Raw genomic sequence first — 15,046 nt, forward strand, 5'->3', positions numbered from 1 at the left:
GATTTAAATTCCATATAATTAATTTGTCGGGTAGCTCCCGACATTCGAGACTACTGATTTGATACTCATAGTCAAGATCAAACGAGTGGTTTTACCACAAGTTACATTTTCTAAGGTCTTTTTATGGCCTATACATAAAAAAGGAGTCGGTTTTAGCCGGCTCCTTTTTCTATATATTACTTATTTTCAAGCGCCGGATAAATAGACCTGTTGGTGATTCAAACACTACCTCAGCATCTTTAGTTAGTGTTATAGCACATCTAATGCGACCAAACTCACTAACATTTAATGTTTTCAAATCGTGTCTAGTTCCATTATTTGCGTGAATAGCAGCTAAAATATTATTTAATTCCCTCTCTTTTTTTACTACATCAGCCTCATAAAATTTTCGCCTATTACTTTCTATTTTTAAAATCTTTTTTCGCAGGAGAGGTAAATACTTAGCAGAAGTTTTAATTATTTCATCAAATAATTCATCAAATTCCTGTGAAGGATTATCAGATTTTTTTATCTCGCTAAAGTTATTGTTGATCTTTTTTAAGGTTTCTTTTTTTAGAACTAACTCTGTTGCTAAATGTTTAGTATCATACCCACCTAACCTATAGCTAACTCGTTCACCTCCCACCTTATCTAAAATCAGTTGATTAAAGCCTAACTGTGGTAATATGATTATAAAATCATTGATTATATTATTGTTATTTTTAATTGTCTTATAAAGCTCATCTAAATATTCCTTACTATGTTTTTCATACTTAGAAAGTTTACTTAGTGCATCAACAGGGACTCTAACTATCCTAGCGGTCCTTTGGCCTTTTATCCTAATTAAAGACATAAACGAAGTTTCTTTAGATAAATAAGATCCGTATAAATCAACCGGCATCTCTTTTTTCAAAGGTATATTTACATTTCCTAAATTTTTAGTTGAATTTATAGTAGCCTTATAAAGCATGCCATTTTCTATTCTGATTTCTTTAGTTACCCTCATTATTTTCATTCTGATTATTTGATTTAGATAATTAGCTAAAGAGGACCTTGATATTATTAACATTCCCCTATCATCATAAACTTTTTTATCTTCGTTATTTTTTTCATGCTTATCTTTCACTAATTCGTGGAAAAAGTCAAAGTTACGTAAGTTTAGATCCGTTCCCTTAGTAAACTTCATATACTCACCGTAAACGAAGAAGGAGCGTAGTTTCGGATAACGGCGAGTCAAGAATTGTCCTGCAAAGGTTGTTAAGTAGGCATCTACCGCGTGGTGATAGTCATTAACCTCCCGGACCTTCGGTAAATCAAATTCTTCTCGTAATTGCTTTGTTAAACTTGCCCGCGTTTCGATAATGTCAGTCCCGGCATCCCGATACATACTTCCTAAAATATCAGCCGTCAGCTTAATTACCTGGCGTGTTTCAACCAACTGGCGCTTCACAAAACCTAGTGAGCGGTATTTGACAATTTGATCAATATCTAAAGTAAGATTTTCAAATTTTTGCTTTGTGATCAATCCCTGCTTTAAAAGGTATTCCCAGTACGGACGCATCTTTGTTGCATACAACTTAGCCGGTACACGATCAGACTTCTTACTATTTTCCGCCTGACTGACTAACACACGATTATCTAGCGAATTATCTTTAAGGAATGACTGTGGGAGGATGTGATCAATTTCATACCGCTTTGTTGGAATATCATCAAAGTTGATTGGCTCACCGGTATATACATCCTTACCACCTTGGGTAAAGTAAAAATAGTAACGGTCAGACAGATCCGGCGTGTTTTCCAATTCTTCAAGCAAGCTCGTATCCTTTACTAGCTCTCGGGCTTGATTTTGGAACAGGCTACGCAATTGATTACGTCGGCTACGTGTTCGTTCGCCCTTGTTGCCCTCATTTCGAGCAAACTCAATCGAAATTGACTTTGGTGCATTCCCAACGGCTTTAGTAATGTCATTAACTACCCGAACAACTTGCCAAATTGCCTTCTTATTTTGCGGTGAAGTGTAGGCATCATCCAAAATGCTTTCCACTTGGTCCCCTAGGGTTGTCCCTTCCTTAGCAATGGCACTTTGATTAAGCTGATCGATTTGTTCCTTGAAAACGGGCTGATTAACGATCTGCATGAAGTTTTGGTCGGTATTCCAGAGCAAGTCAATGATCCGCTGCCCATTTTCATCAACCAAGCCGGTTAACAACTTCTTGGATAATCGTCCCCAACCCTTATAACGTTTCTTACCAAGAGCTGAGCGTTGAGCGTCAGTTAACCATGCCACTTCCGTTAACTTATCGGCAAAGATTTCGCCATCTTCAAATACAGAACGCCATTCAATAATCCTTTCAAGGTCGTCTCGATACCGGTTGTCATTAACCTTATCACCAATAATCGCTTTTAAGTCCAGGTAAGTTGCTAAGCTAGAGTTGAACTTTTTCGGATCTGATAACCCTTCGATCATTGGTTTATTAACCCCACGTGTCTTTGCCATCACTAAACTGGCAACGTCACTTGCTTTAACCGTTTTCTTGCTCTCGAAAAGCTCATTAAAGATGTCTTGCTTCATCCCTACTGATAAGCGATGATTATTTACCCGAACGTTATTCAATTCGTTTAAAACATTATATTTTTGATAAAGCAGACTGTTTGCCGGAAGAACATCTTCGTTTAACAAGTAGGTATCTTTAACTGTCATCCGCTTAATAAAGGCTTCCGCGGATTCAGCCCGGTCAATCTTACCCCAGAGGTTCCAAGGTGTAATTTCACCCGCAGCCCTCCGTTTAGCCCAGGCAAACTTAGCCCCGGAAGTTCTTTCTTGATCCTTAAGCGTTACCAGCGGCCCAACGTAGTAAGGAATTCGGAAGGAAACCAGCTGATCCAATTCATACTTGGCCTTGTGCCGATCCCGGTCGTCTGTAGCTGGATTTTTCTTTGCCAACCAGGGGTAGTACTTCGCCTGCTTTTCAATGATTCGATCCAGTTCTTGTTGGTGCATTTGATGCGGGATCACCCCATTAGCCGACGTTCGTTGTTTTGGTAAGAACTCTCCCGCCTTAAGTTGCCCCTCAATCTCCTTCCAGTTTGGCATTTCCTTGAGGAGTTTTTTAAGACCCTTTTCAAAATCATAACCCTTTGTCTTTGGCTCCTGGCCAATATATTGGTTATACAAAGAATTGAAGGATTTACGTACTTCGGATGGCTGTGTCGCCAGGAATTTCTTTACCTCTGCTAGTTGACGTTGGTGCGTCCAGTAACGATCCATCATTGATTCAGAAATCGACATCCCATTAGGGACGATTTCATTCAGCATCAGCTGCGAAAACAGGCTCGTGATTTCCGTTAAAATGTCGTTTTGCGCATCGTTAAGCTCCCCACTGAACTTTTCAATATCATCGTCACTGGTTTCAGAGCTCAAGTCAATTTTCCAATCATTGGCCTTGTCATCAACCAGTGCATCCGTGGCGAAGTTCGCCTTGTAGCCTAAGATCAATTTGCTAATCGCCGTAGCAACCTTTTTATTGCTCTTGGTTTCATCCTTATCAGCTACCTTTACCGCTAGGAGTTTGGCAACTTCCTTTTGGCGATCCAGCTTTTTCTTACTAGTATCCAAGAGTAACTTCCCAATTTCATCAATCTGATCTAGGTCAATCGCAAATGAGCCCTCACCATTTTGAAGCTCTTTATAAGCCTCGTTTAAAACGTTAAAGGACTTTGCAAAGTCAATCTTACCCACCTTAAACTTATCAACACTGGCGTTATTTAGAAAGTGTCCCCGGTACTTTACGATATGGTGCACAGCTAGGTAAACTTCTCGTAGATCAAATTGGCGATCTTCGTTAATCATTGCCTCGCGCAACTTGTAGATATTAGTAACCGGGTAGTGAGCACGTTCTTCCTCTGGTGCTTCATCCCGTATCTTAATCAGAGTTGGGTAACCACGTTCAGCCTTCTTTAAAAGATCCGGGAATAAAAGCTTACCAATGAAGGCCTGATTCTTAGCCGGATCATCTGGATGAATATTTGATTGTTTAAGGCGCCGCAAGAAGTTTTCATCGACTTCCTGAAGGTGCGGGGCAAAGACTTCATTTAAATAGTGCAACCGCCACTTCCGTCGCTTCAAACGACGCCGGGTTGTCCGAAAGCCCCGCCGGTCAGCAGCCGTCTTTCCTTCTTCAAATAACCGAACCCCAATTGCCGTCTTACCCTTGATACGCATAAGTTTGAACTGACTATCAGTCACTGCCCAACCAATCGAGCTTGTTCCGATATCTAATCCAACGTGATACTCCTTCATATGGTTCACTCCTTTGTTACTGTATTAACAAGACAAATTATAGCAAACAAATATTTACTAAGACCTGATTTGTAAAAGAAAATGAGAATTCACGAGTAGCTGACTTTTACTAACGCTAGTGCCTTTTCTGAATAACTTAATTATAGAACTGTGCTACGTCATATTTTGTCGTTAACATAATTTTTTCAAAAAAATTCCGTCACGCCATTCCATTTAGCGTGACGGAATTTTCATTTTATTATTCATCTGCTTCCCGCTCATTACGGAACCAGTAAATCAGCGACGTGTTCTGATAAACACGACCCTGATTGTTCATTGGGTATGGGGCCATCCGATAGTGCGGAATGTGGACGATATCGACCTTTTGAGCGGTTGAAGCGGTGTTGAGGATTTGGAACTGGTAGGCTCCGGCAGCCACCTGGCCAGTATAGTCAAACTCATCGTCCCGCTGGCGTAGGACGTACTGCTCGCCGCTAATTAGGTTCACCAGGGTAACCTCAACCTTGGACTTGGCATGGACCTGAACGGAAATCCTGTTGGCCGTCCCGTTTAGCTTAACAATCTGAGTGATCTGGTTGCCAGGCTTAAGATCAATCGGCTTGGCACCATACTGAGTCGATAACTGGGAGCGCTGCGCGGTAACAGTTACCGTTTGACCGCTAGAATTAACCCCCAAAGCCGTGGTGGCGGCCAACCCTAGCGCCAGGGCCCCGGCGCCAGCTACTTCCCATTTCTGCCAGGTTTTAATTTCCTTTCTGTCACCCGCTGGCAGCAGCATCAGTAATAGCCAGCTCAGCGGTACCAGCACCTGACCATAGCGTTCTTCCACCTCCCACAATAAGACGTGAAAGGCTAAGTAGCCTAGGGTAGTTAGAATTACAATCAGGGCGACTTGATTGTTCGTCGTCGCAAGGGCCATTTGATTCACCAAGAGGCGCTTAATAATGAAACCAAACACCAAACAAGTCGCTACCTGGTAGCTAATTGCCACTAACCCCGAGATGACCGGTGCGTGACGCAAGTACCCCCCGGGAGCCTCCTGCATCCCCCCGTTGTACCAGTGTAAAATATTGGCGCTGTTAGTTAAAACCATCAGCTTAATTAGCCAGTGCCGAACCAGGCCCCAGTTTTGTTTAATCAGACGCTTTTTAATCACTTTAATGTTACGCTGGTTACGGGCCGCCTTGGACCTGAGTTTAACATTTGCTTTGACGTCCTTGGTGTTGAAGGTCCCGTGAGAGCTTTTGTTTAATCCCATCGCTACCCACTCGGTGATCGGGAACTCGTACCTAGATTGGCGAGTGAAATTGGCTGCCTTATCAAAGGCGCTCGACAGCGGAAATGACAGGCCAATTCCCAGCGCAATCAAAACTATTGGCACCAGTAAGTGACTTTGTTTGAATTGGCGGCGCCCCCACATTAACAAGGAAGCCAATAAAAGGGCCGGTAACACCACGATCATGTTCGCCTTCGTCACCTGACCGAGCATAGCCGCCACTACCAAAAGGACGCCGCTGATGCTTCGCTGCCACCAATTCCGCCGCCTCCATAGAACTAGCGTCCGCATCATGTATAAGAGGACGAACATGACTGGCAGATCAGTGTAAAAAACCTGCAGGTAATATGTATAGGCGAAGGGCGACAGAAGGGCAAAGGCCAGGATACCAACCACTAGGTGCTTTTTGCGGCTAACCCGCCAGGCGGTATCGATTCCAAGTAAAACCATCCCATCAAGCAAGAGCATTGACAGTAAATGAACGCCGCGGTTAACGCTCATCCCCAGCTCCATTGTTAATTTTAACCAACGCGATAAGAGGTAGGCGACCGGCACGTTTTGCGGGTAACGCCAGAAGTAGGTAATCTTCCAATTGGTGTGGCCGACCGCCATGCGGGCCGCCTGGTCTAACACCCGAAGCGGATCATGATAGACCGTCACCGGTAACCACTTTATGACTGCTATTTGCAGGACCACCATTACCGCCATCCCGCTCCCGGCCAGCCAGAATAACTGGACCTTTGACAGCCGCTCAATGGCGGGGATTAGCTTAGGCAGTCCCCACCAGCCAATGGCGGTTAGGATCGCGACCCCCAGGGCGGCTACCCAGTTTTGAGAGGAGGTGAAATTGGAAATCAGCCCAATTACAAGGCAAACAACCAGCAGTCCGGTCAAAAAGCGGCTTGCAGTTTGTGCAGCCCTCACATCGTCCAGCTCCTTTTTTCGAAGTCTAACCACATTTGCATTGTCTCCGCTCCTTTTTAGTGCCCTTCATCCTTGATGGTCAGGGCGCGGCTATTTTCAACAATTATAGCACTCATTACATTTAAAATTTAAGCTATGACCCTTTAACGCATCCGTATTAATGGAAAAATAATAGTTGCTCGAGGTGTCGGAACACACCTATTACACAAAACCGGCTCGCTCAGTCTCAGCTGAACAAGCCGGTATTTTACTTATTGAGTAGCCGCTGTTTGGCCGGCCCAATGGTTGATCGGCCCAAATTGATGACCGATCTCAATTTCGTTTTGAATGGCTTGGTGGACCACTCGTTTAGCCAAGCGGACCCCCGCCTCAACGGAGTGCCCCTTAGCCAGTTCAGCGGTAATAATGGCCGAAAAGGTATCGCCCGTCCCATTGACCCGGTTAGTCGGGATGTAGTCCTCCTCTAGCCAGAAGGTCTCCCCATTTGCCAAGGAAACAAAGTCCCGAACTGGAGTGGTCTGCCCTTCAACGTGCTGACCCTTAATGACAACATTTTTGGCACCCATTGCATCGAGCTGGCGAGCTGCTTCTAACACTTCTTCATCATCCCTCAAGTCTAGCCCGGTCAGTTTTTGGGCCTCGTAAAAGTTGGGGGTAATGACGGTCGCCAGTGGGATAATTCGCTCGCGAAAGAGTTCATAAGCCGACGGTTCCAAAAGCATTACCCCATGTTTGGTAATGATGACCGGGTCAACCACCAGCGGGCCAAACTTGGCCGGATCGTAGGAATCGGCAACAACGTTGATTACGTCGTCGTTAGCTAACATCCCGGTCTTGGCAGCCTTGATTTTAAAGTCTTCTCCCAAGACCCGGAACTGTTCCTTGATGAAGGCAGCTGGCATGATTTGTTGCTGAGTAATCCCGTAGGAATTCCCGGACACAGCAGCGGTTAGAATCCCATGACCGTATACCCCATCAATAAAGAAGGCATGCAGATCGGCCGGCATTCCGGCACTTCCATCGGAATCATGGCCAGCAATGGTTAATGCTTGAACAGATTGCGTCATCAAAAGACCTCCCGTCAATTCCTCTTCTCATAGCTCTCTTCTGGGTCGTGAACAAACCGTCGGTAAATTGCTAGTCCGATCGTTAGTAGGACAATTGCCCCCACCTCAATGATCGTTTCAATTCCGTTAGAGTTGCTAGCGGCTAAAAGATGCCGTAGCAGGGCCGTCAGCCCTAGTCCCATTAGCATCGTGATTGAGATGTGCCCATGATTGCGCAGGGCTTCGATTACCATCACGATAAACTCGAAGATGATGAAAAAGGACGTCACTTCGTTCAAAAAACTATAGAAGGCCGGGTCCGAAACCGGGGCGAGCGCCAACCTGATAATTACCAACAATTCCATCCCCAGTTGGACAATTAACGCCAGCCCTAAGAGGCCTACGGCTATTAATGCTACCAGCTCAAGTAGGTGAGCAATTTTTCGAAACCATTCTTGACTTAACACCTCAATCACCATTCCTTTCCAGTAGTCACATTATACCATCTTAACGGAACGAAATTTGGTGAAATTTAACTTTTGTTCGTTTCTTTTGTAATGACGGTGCTAAGCCCCTATGCTTAGATATTAATCGATTCATGAACTGCTTACGTCCACCCTCCTTTTCTAGTTTCATCCGTTCTGGGTCCTTCTTGTAGAAGTCCTGATGGTAGTCTTCAGCAACGTAGAATGGCTGGACTGGCTCAATCTTAGTGACGATCGGGTCCTTGAACAAACCGCTTTTTTGAAGGGATTCTTTTGAGGCCTGGGCGATTGCTCGTTGTTCTTCGTCCTCGACAAAGATTACCGGGCGGTAGTTATCACCGCGGTCCTGAAATTGGCCAAAGGCGTCCGTCGGGTCAGTCTGTTGCCAGTAAATTTCAACCAAGTCCCTGTAAGAAACCACGGTGGGATCAAAGGTAATCCGGACTGCCTCGGTATGACCAGTTGTACCAGAACAAACCTGCTCATAAGTTGGGTTAGCAACGTGGCCACCGGTGTAGCCTGACTCAACCTTTTTAATCCCCGGGTAGGTATCAAATGGCTGTACCATGCACCAAAAGCACCCACCAGCGAAAATTGCCGTTTTCTTTGTCATATTATCTCCTCCTTAATTCTTACCGAACTGTGGCCATGCCGCAATTTGAGCACCCTTGTAAGTCTTATCAATGACTTCCTTGGTGGCCTCGGTTTGATAAGTGGCCACGATCTTCTCGTAGACCGGATTATCCCTATCCTTTTCCTGGGCGGCAATAATATTGACGTAGGGCTTGGTGGACTTGTTGACTGGTTCGAGGTAGATTGAATCCTTCTTTGGATTTAAGTTCGCCGCCTCAGCATAGTTCCCGTTAATAATTGAAGCATCTACAGAATCTAAGGTCCGCGCCGCCATAGCTGGTTCAACTTCTTTGAACTTGAAGTTGCGTGGATTGGACGTGATGTCTTGCAAAGATGGCTTAATGCCACTATCTTTTTTAACTTTGATCAGGCCAGCTGATTGAAGCAGATTCAGTCCCCGCCCCAAGGTAGTCGGCTCGTTTGGAATCGCGATTGTGGCACCATCCGGCAAATCTTTTAGTGCATTGTATTTCTTGGAATACAGCCCCAGCGGTGAAATCACCGTATTCCCAATTGAAACCAGGTGAGCGTCTTCCTTTTTGTTATAGGACTCAAAGTAGTAACGGGTTAAACAGGAGTGAAGGTCAATCTTACCATCTTTTAAGGCCACGTCTGGTTGGACATAGTCATTAAAGGTCACAAATTTAAGTGTAATCCCCTCCTTTTTAAGCCGCTTGGCCACGTCTTGCCAAACCGGCAGTGCATCGGTCCCAACCAAGCCAACCCTAACTGTCTTATTACTAGTGGTAAAACGTTGGTAGATTAGACCGCCAATTCCCCCGATTACAACCAAGGCCACTAAAATCACCCACAACCACTTCAAATGATGTTTCTTCATGATAATCCTCCCTTCAAAGTTAAAAAAGAAAACGTCCCATAAGGCACCGTAATGCCTTATGGGACGTTGATCAACGTGTTACCACCCACTTTTAGCCCTTCAAAAAGGACCCTCTCCCAGCTCCAACAAGCTGTAACGGTGATAACGGGTGTTGACCCGGCGGGAGCTTATCGTAACTCGCCCCAGCGATTTAACAAAGACCATTTTCGGCCAGCTAGGATTATCAGCTTCCACCACCCGCTGACTCGCTGTGCATCCCCTTCTGGTTTACTCATCTTTTCTAACTTTTTTCTAATTTAATTTTAACCATATCATACTAACCTAATGCCAATATGTCAACGTATAATTTTACGTATCTTAACCAACTAATAGCAACACCCCCAACAAGAGGATTAACAATTCAAATTGGTTTCTAACCTTAGCGGATACGATCTTAGTATGGGCGCTACACCCTCATCTAAAACCATGTATAATAAACGGGTTAGATCACTTTTAGAAATGAGGAATAATACATTATGATTGGAATTTGGGCCAACGTCGCCGCTATCATCGTTGGGACTGTGATCGGCTGGGGCTTCAAAAAGATCTTGACCGACAAGTACGTGGCAACCTTTTGGACCGCCCTGGGACTAGCAGCCCTTGGGGTGGGGGCACAAACTGTCGTCTCCAACATGCCTAAGAGCCACTACCCCTTACTCTTCATCATCTCACTAGCCGTTGGACTGCCGATCGGAACATGGCTTAAACTTGACGACCGGGCTAACGCATGGATCAATCGTACTTTTCACACTGAACTGGGTGAAGCTGTCGCCACCGCTAGTTTCCTGGACTGCATCGGGGCCCTAGCGATCCTGGGACCAGTCAACGCTGCCACCAACGGAAACCAAACCTTCCTGTATACTAACGCCATGCTAACACTGGTTTGTGCGATCGTATTTGGAGCCGGCTTTGGTCTTGGGATGCTCTTAGAGGTGCCGGTCCTCTTTATTTGGTTCACCGCCATCTACCTAGTAGCTAAATTCTTGTCAGCCTCCTTCTTCTCTTCAGCCCTAATCACCGAACTATCGATTGTCGGAGGCCTTTTAATCGTGGCGGCTTCCTTCTCCCTACTTAAAATCCGGGAGTTCAAAAGCATTGATATGCTACCGGCCCTGGCCGTGCCGCTACTTTTCTTCATTGGCTTGGCCATCTTTTAGGTGACGCTGAATGACAACTATTCTCAACGGAATCATCACCTTTGTATCGACCGGGATGGACTATTTAATGGTCCTCTTGGTCCTTTTTCATCGCTTCAAGCACCCGCGCCAGCGCCTGGCGATTATCTGTGCCGATTATACCGGCACCAGCATTCTAGTTATCATCGCCCTTGTGGCAGCCTTGGTCTTACGCCAAGCTCCTGATCAGTGGTTACTGGGTTTCTTGGGGCTTGTTCCCCTAATGTTAGGCGGCCACCTCTTAATTCACGGCCAAACCGAACCCTCCGCCGCCCAAAGAGTTAGCGGTCACCACCTTTTCCTAACGGTAACTACGATCACCGTGACAGCGTGCGGGGCCGATAACCTTGGCGTCTACATCCCCTACTTCACCATCCTGGACCGCCGCGAATTAATCCTTACCCTGGTGACCTTCGCCGTCATGGTAGCCATCTTCTGCCTACTGGCCTACACAATTACCCACCTGCCCGTAATCAAGGCCGGCCTCGACCACTTTGGCCCCCTCTTAACCGGAATATTATACCTGTGGCTTGGAACCTTTATTTTGATTGATAATGGCACCATTCTTCACCTGTGGCGGATGCTTGGTCATTAGCAATTTCCCGGCCCTCTCAAACTAAAAAAAGCCCCGCGTGACTGAACCACGTCGGGGCTTCATTTTATAAACGACAACCTGGATCTTTAATCTAACGTTGACCGCGGTCAGTCTTGTCCTTTAATAGCGGTACGTACTTGGCTAACACCTTAATTAAGGTGTCGATCTCTTCCCTGGTATTGTAAATACCAAAGGAAAAACGCAGGGTCTCCCAAACCCGTGGGCTATCGGAACCGTACATGGCCACCAAGACATGGGACGGGTCCAAAGATCCCGAGGTGCAGGCTGAACCAGCTGCCCCAATAATCCCTGCCAAATCAAGGTTAGTCAAAAGGGCGTCGTTAGGCACCCCCTTGAACCACAACGATAATACTTGGGGCGCTGTCCCTTCATCCAAACTCCCGTTGACTTCAAAGTCAATTCCAGCTTTTTTCAGACCATCAACCAAACGGTGCTTCAAGTCCACGTAGGCCCGTTGGTGCGCTTCCATTCCCGATTGGTGCAACTCAACAGCCCGGGCAAAGCCCGCCACGGCGGGCACATTTTCGGTTCCGGCTCGGCGCTTTAATTCCTGATCACCTCCGCGCACAAAGGCCGGGAAGACAATTCCGCGACGCCGGTATAAAAATCCGATCATCTTGGGCCCATTGAGTTTATGGCCCGACACCGACAAGAGATCAATTTGGTCTTCTTGAACATCCAGCGGCAGGGTCCCGTATGCCTGGACGGCATCAGTATGGAACCAGGCGTTAGAATCCGCCACAATCTGGCCAATTTCGTGAATTGGCAAGTGACTACCGACCTCGTTATTAACGGTCATGACCGTAACCAAGATTGTGTCGTTACGCAAGGCCGCTCTTAAATCACCCAGACTAATTTGACCACGCTTGTCAACGGGGAGGTAAGTCACTTCGAACCCCTCTTTTTCAAGATCCTCCAAAGGTCGCAAGATAGCCTCATGCTCAAAGGCCGTGGTGATGATGTGACGTCCCACATTTTGACGCGCCTTGGCTACCTGCTTGACCACCGTGTTATCACTCTCAGTTCCCCCACTGGTAAAGACAATTTCATCGTCGAACTGGGCATTAATCGACCGGGCTAGGAGATGGCGCGAGTCTTCCAGTACCTGTTTGGCCTGGCGACCATAGTAGTTAGTCGTCGAGGCGTTTCCCCAAGTTGTTTCCATTGCTTCGGTCATTGTTTCAATAACCTCTGGAGCCGTCTTGGTCGTGCCGGCGTTATCAATGTAAATTCGCTTATCCAAATAAATCGCTCCTCGTATAGTATTTGCTGGCCGAATTCTTAACCGTTTTAGTATACTACTAATTTCGTTGCTTAAAAGGGAAATGGCCTTGATTGGGTATCGGTAAGCCAAGTAGTTGTCAACTACCCCCGAATGAGATTCGGTGGCTTGTAGGCTTCACCCACTGATTCATCATCGAATGGGTTACTAGCTGCAATTTGCCTAGATAAGGCCTTGCAGCGATTCTTCTCGACTAGCAAACTAGTTTCGGCAGAAAAGCTGACTTACGAGCTAAAACTAGGCCATTTATACCAAGCTCACGCTTGGCAAAGGACGCAAGTTGCCAAACGCCCCAAAAAGAATTAGCCATAGATGGCGGCTAAGTACTTGCCGCTTTGTAGCCATTGTTGACCCTTAGTTAGAATGTTTTGGGCGGCATTATGGTCACGAATGTGGTGAACGTGGCAAGCCGGACAAGTCCATTCCCGATCACGCAAAGTAAGCCGTTTGGTATCGGCACTGCCCATTACAAAGCCACAATCATGACAAGTTTGGGTGGTATAGGCTGGATTAACTTCAACGAAAAGCCGACCGTATAAAGGGGCTTTGTCCTCCAGCATACTCAGGAAAGTACGCCAGCCAACATCGGAGATACTCATAGCGAGGGCATGATTACGAAGCATGTTCTTACTCTTCAAGTTTTCAGCAACTACCAAATCGTGGTTCTTGATAAGTGTAGTTGCGCGGCCATGAAGGAAGTTTTGCCGTTGACAACGAACTTGAGCGTGAATTTTGGCAACTAAGCCCCGTTGCTTTTGGTAATTCCGGCTCTTACGTAAGGAACGATGTTCCTTTTTAGCCCGGCGTTCTCGGCGTGATAACACTCGTTGGGCCTTAGCTAGTCGTTTCTTAATAGTGCAATAGTAGCGTGGATTAGCCGTTACCGCCGCCTCGCTAGTGGTTAGGAAGTTATCGGTATTTAGGTCAATGCCAACCGTTTGATGGGTTTTCGGCAAGGCTTGGTGGAATGGTTTATCGCTTTTCAGCAGTAACGAAACCGTCCAATCACCCGTAGCGTAGTGCTTAATTGTTATGGTGGCAATTCTTACCAACCGATTGGTTGGCAAGGCCCGGTGCAACTTGACCTTAATGCGGCCAACTTTTGGGAGCTGGATATGACTGCCATCAAGGAACTTGATCGAGCCATTATAGAGCGAAAAAACGCCGCCATTATTTTTAACCGTCTTGGTCGAATAGTGGCTAGACGTTGAGTATGACTGAACCGGCCGGTCTTTTCGCTTAAATTTAGGAATCCCCGCTGAATGAACCTTGCGAAACATGTTCCATGCGTTTTGGTAATGAACCTTCATGTTGGTGAACATGTCACTATCAAGATCTTCATCGCCAAGCCATGGATATTGTTTAGTAGTAATTCGATCTAAACCTGTCGGCCGTTTAGTACTCTTTTTAATCACTTGGCCCTTCTTGTTGTAACGCCAATACTGTTCCGGAATCGGAAACTGTTGATCAAGCTTATTCTTGATGATTAAGCTATCAGTGCGACTGTGGGCTAAAAGTTGATTATAGATGAAACGCGAAGCGTTCAAGTTCTGCTAAAGAATTTTTGCCTGCTTACGGTTCGGATATAAGCGCAATTTCAATCTCATTATGTAAGGGTAATTTGTTTGTTTAGCCATGTCAGTTCACCTTCTTTACTAATTACCATTATACTACTAAAATGACTGTCAAGATACTATTATCAAAAGGAGGTCGATTCCTAATGGTTAAGTTAGATAATGCAGTTTACGAGCGTGATTACGTCTATAACTTCCATTTTCATCTCGTATGGGTGACCAAGTATCGGCACGCAACCTTCACCACTCCCGTCCTAGTTAAGGAAATGAAAGAAATCCTCAGCCACATTGCGGAACTACATGACATCACCATCGAAAAGATGGAAGTCATGCCAGACCACGTTCACATGTTAATTAGCTTTAAGCCAAAGTGCTCGGCAACTAATGTTATCAAGGCACTCAAAGGCGGCAGTGCGCGGATTTTCTTGCGTCATCACCCCGAAATTCGGCAACAGCCATATTGGGGTGGTCACTTATGGTCACGGAGTTACTACATGGGAACACTCGGTAATATGAGCAAGGAGGTCGTCGAAAACTACATTGCCAATCAACGAACGACTAAAAGCAACGCGGGTCGGCCTCCACTAAAGCGGCAAAAGTAGCGCCGACAGCGCTAACGGGGGGCATTCCTCTCCCGATTAAAATCGTGGGCTTCCTGCCCAAAACTTAATTGAATTTTACCTTTGACAAAAGAAGCTGTCACTAGCATAATGTAGTCAATTAAATACACCATTTCTTCGGGGCAGGGTGAAATTCCCGACCGACGGTGACAAGCAGTGCTTGAAGTCCGTGACCCGCAAGTTTGCGGCTGAACCAGTGCGATTCTGGTACCGACAGTGAAAGTCTGGATGGGAGAAGAAAGAGAAGGGGATTATATTC

Annotated in this window: 9 protein-coding genes, 2 pseudogenes and 1 riboswitch; of the genes and pseudogenes, 3 read left to right on the forward strand and 8 right to left on the reverse strand. The window is 45.9% G+C overall.

Annotation, left to right across the window (positions count from 1 at the left end):
* Nucleotides 1-169: 169 nt before the first annotated feature.
* The 6 genes and pseudogenes from cas9 to AOQ57_RS03955 all read right to left on the reverse strand — a co-directional run bounded on the left by cas9 (nt 170) and on the right by AOQ57_RS03955 (nt 9,481).
* Nucleotides 170-4,279: a type II CRISPR RNA-guided endonuclease Cas9 gene (gene cas9, locus AOQ57_RS03930; RefSeq protein ID WP_167336629.1), complete on the reverse strand. Its 4,110-nt coding sequence runs from the start codon at nt 4,277-4,279 to the stop codon at nt 170-172.
* 238 nt (nt 4,280-4,517) lie between these two features.
* On the reverse strand, nt 4,518-6,479 hold the full coding sequence (locus AOQ57_RS03935; RefSeq protein ID WP_093625416.1) for a YfdI family membrane protein: 1,962 nt from the start codon (nt 6,477-6,479) through the stop codon (nt 4,518-4,520).
* 251 nt (nt 6,480-6,730) lie between these two features.
* The gene (thiD, locus tag AOQ57_RS03940; protein WP_174498186.1) at nt 6,731-7,549 is read right to left on the reverse strand and encodes a bifunctional hydroxymethylpyrimidine kinase/phosphomethylpyrimidine kinase; all 819 of its coding nucleotides are present in this window, start codon (nt 7,547-7,549) and stop codon (nt 6,731-6,733) included.
* Nucleotides 7,550-7,560: 11 nt separating this feature from the next.
* Complete coding sequence (gene psiE / locus AOQ57_RS03945; protein ID WP_235789001.1) at nt 7,561-7,992, reverse strand: phosphate-starvation-inducible protein PsiE; 432 nt, start codon at nt 7,990-7,992, stop codon at nt 7,561-7,563.
* A gap of 124 nt (nt 7,993-8,116) precedes the next feature.
* Nucleotides 8,117-8,623, reverse strand: a pseudogene (msrA, locus tag AOQ57_RS03950) (peptide-methionine (S)-S-oxide reductase MsrA); the annotation flags it as partial.
* Nucleotides 8,624-8,635: 12 nt separating this feature from the next.
* On the reverse strand, nt 8,636-9,481 hold the full coding sequence (locus AOQ57_RS03955) for a MetQ/NlpA family ABC transporter substrate-binding protein (protein WP_093625424.1): 846 nt from the start codon (nt 9,479-9,481) through the stop codon (nt 8,636-8,638).
* Between the two features lie 515 nt (nt 9,482-9,996).
* Here AOQ57_RS03955 and AOQ57_RS03960 point away from each other — a divergent pair.
* Together AOQ57_RS03960 and AOQ57_RS03965 are read left to right on the forward strand one after the other, a co-directional pair.
* The gene (locus AOQ57_RS03960; RefSeq protein WP_093625426.1) at nt 9,997-10,677 is read left to right on the forward strand and encodes a DUF554 domain-containing protein; all 681 of its coding nucleotides are present in this window, start codon (nt 9,997-9,999) and stop codon (nt 10,675-10,677) included.
* 10 nt (nt 10,678-10,687) lie between these two features.
* Nucleotides 10,688-11,290 (forward strand): cadmium resistance transporter, encoded by a 603-nt coding sequence (locus AOQ57_RS03965; protein WP_093625428.1) that lies wholly within the window; start codon nt 10,688-10,690, stop codon nt 11,288-11,290.
* 91 nt (nt 11,291-11,381) lie between these two features.
* On the opposite strand, the gene AOQ57_RS03970 is transcribed toward AOQ57_RS03965, so the two are convergent.
* Nucleotides 11,382-12,554, reverse strand: coding sequence for a cysteine desulfurase family protein (locus AOQ57_RS03970; protein ID WP_093625430.1), 1,173 nt, complete (start codon nt 12,552-12,554; stop codon nt 11,382-11,384).
* A 341-nt stretch (nt 12,555-12,895) separates the two neighbouring features.
* Nucleotides 12,896-14,230, reverse strand: a pseudogene (locus tag AOQ57_RS03975) (RNA-guided endonuclease InsQ/TnpB family protein).
* 83 nt (nt 14,231-14,313) lie between these two features.
* Here AOQ57_RS03975 and tnpA point away from each other — a divergent pair.
* Nucleotides 14,314-14,769, forward strand: coding sequence for an IS200/IS605 family transposase (tnpA, locus tag AOQ57_RS03980; RefSeq protein ID WP_093625432.1), 456 nt, complete (start codon nt 14,314-14,316; stop codon nt 14,767-14,769).
* Nucleotides 14,770-14,896: 127 nt separating this feature from the next.
* Nucleotides 14,897-15,031, forward strand: a riboswitch (FMN riboswitch).
* Nucleotides 15,032-15,046: the final 15 nt, after the last annotated feature.

Source organism: Limosilactobacillus gorillae (genome assembly GCF_001293735.1).
Taxonomy (GTDB): domain Bacteria; phylum Bacillota; class Bacilli; order Lactobacillales; family Lactobacillaceae; genus Limosilactobacillus; species Limosilactobacillus gorillae.

Bases quoted from the DNA above. Each gene is read 5' to 3' on its own strand.
- AOQ57_RS03955 (WP_093625424.1), bottom strand. From the start codon at position 9,481: ATGAAGAAACATCATTTGAAGTGGTTGTGGGTGATTTTAGTGGCCTTG.
- cas9 (WP_167336629.1), bottom strand. From the start codon at position 4,279: ATGAAGGAGTATCACGTTGGATTAGATATCGGAACAAGCTCGATTGGT.
- tnpA (WP_093625432.1), top strand. From the start codon at position 14,314: ATGGTTAAGTTAGATAATGCAGTTTACGAGCGTGATTACGTCTATAAC.
- AOQ57_RS03960 (WP_093625426.1), top strand. From the start codon at position 9,997: ATGATTGGAATTTGGGCCAACGTCGCCGCTATCATCGTTGGGACTGTG.
- AOQ57_RS03965 (WP_093625428.1), top strand. From the start codon at position 10,688: ATGACAACTATTCTCAACGGAATCATCACCTTTGTATCGACCGGGATG.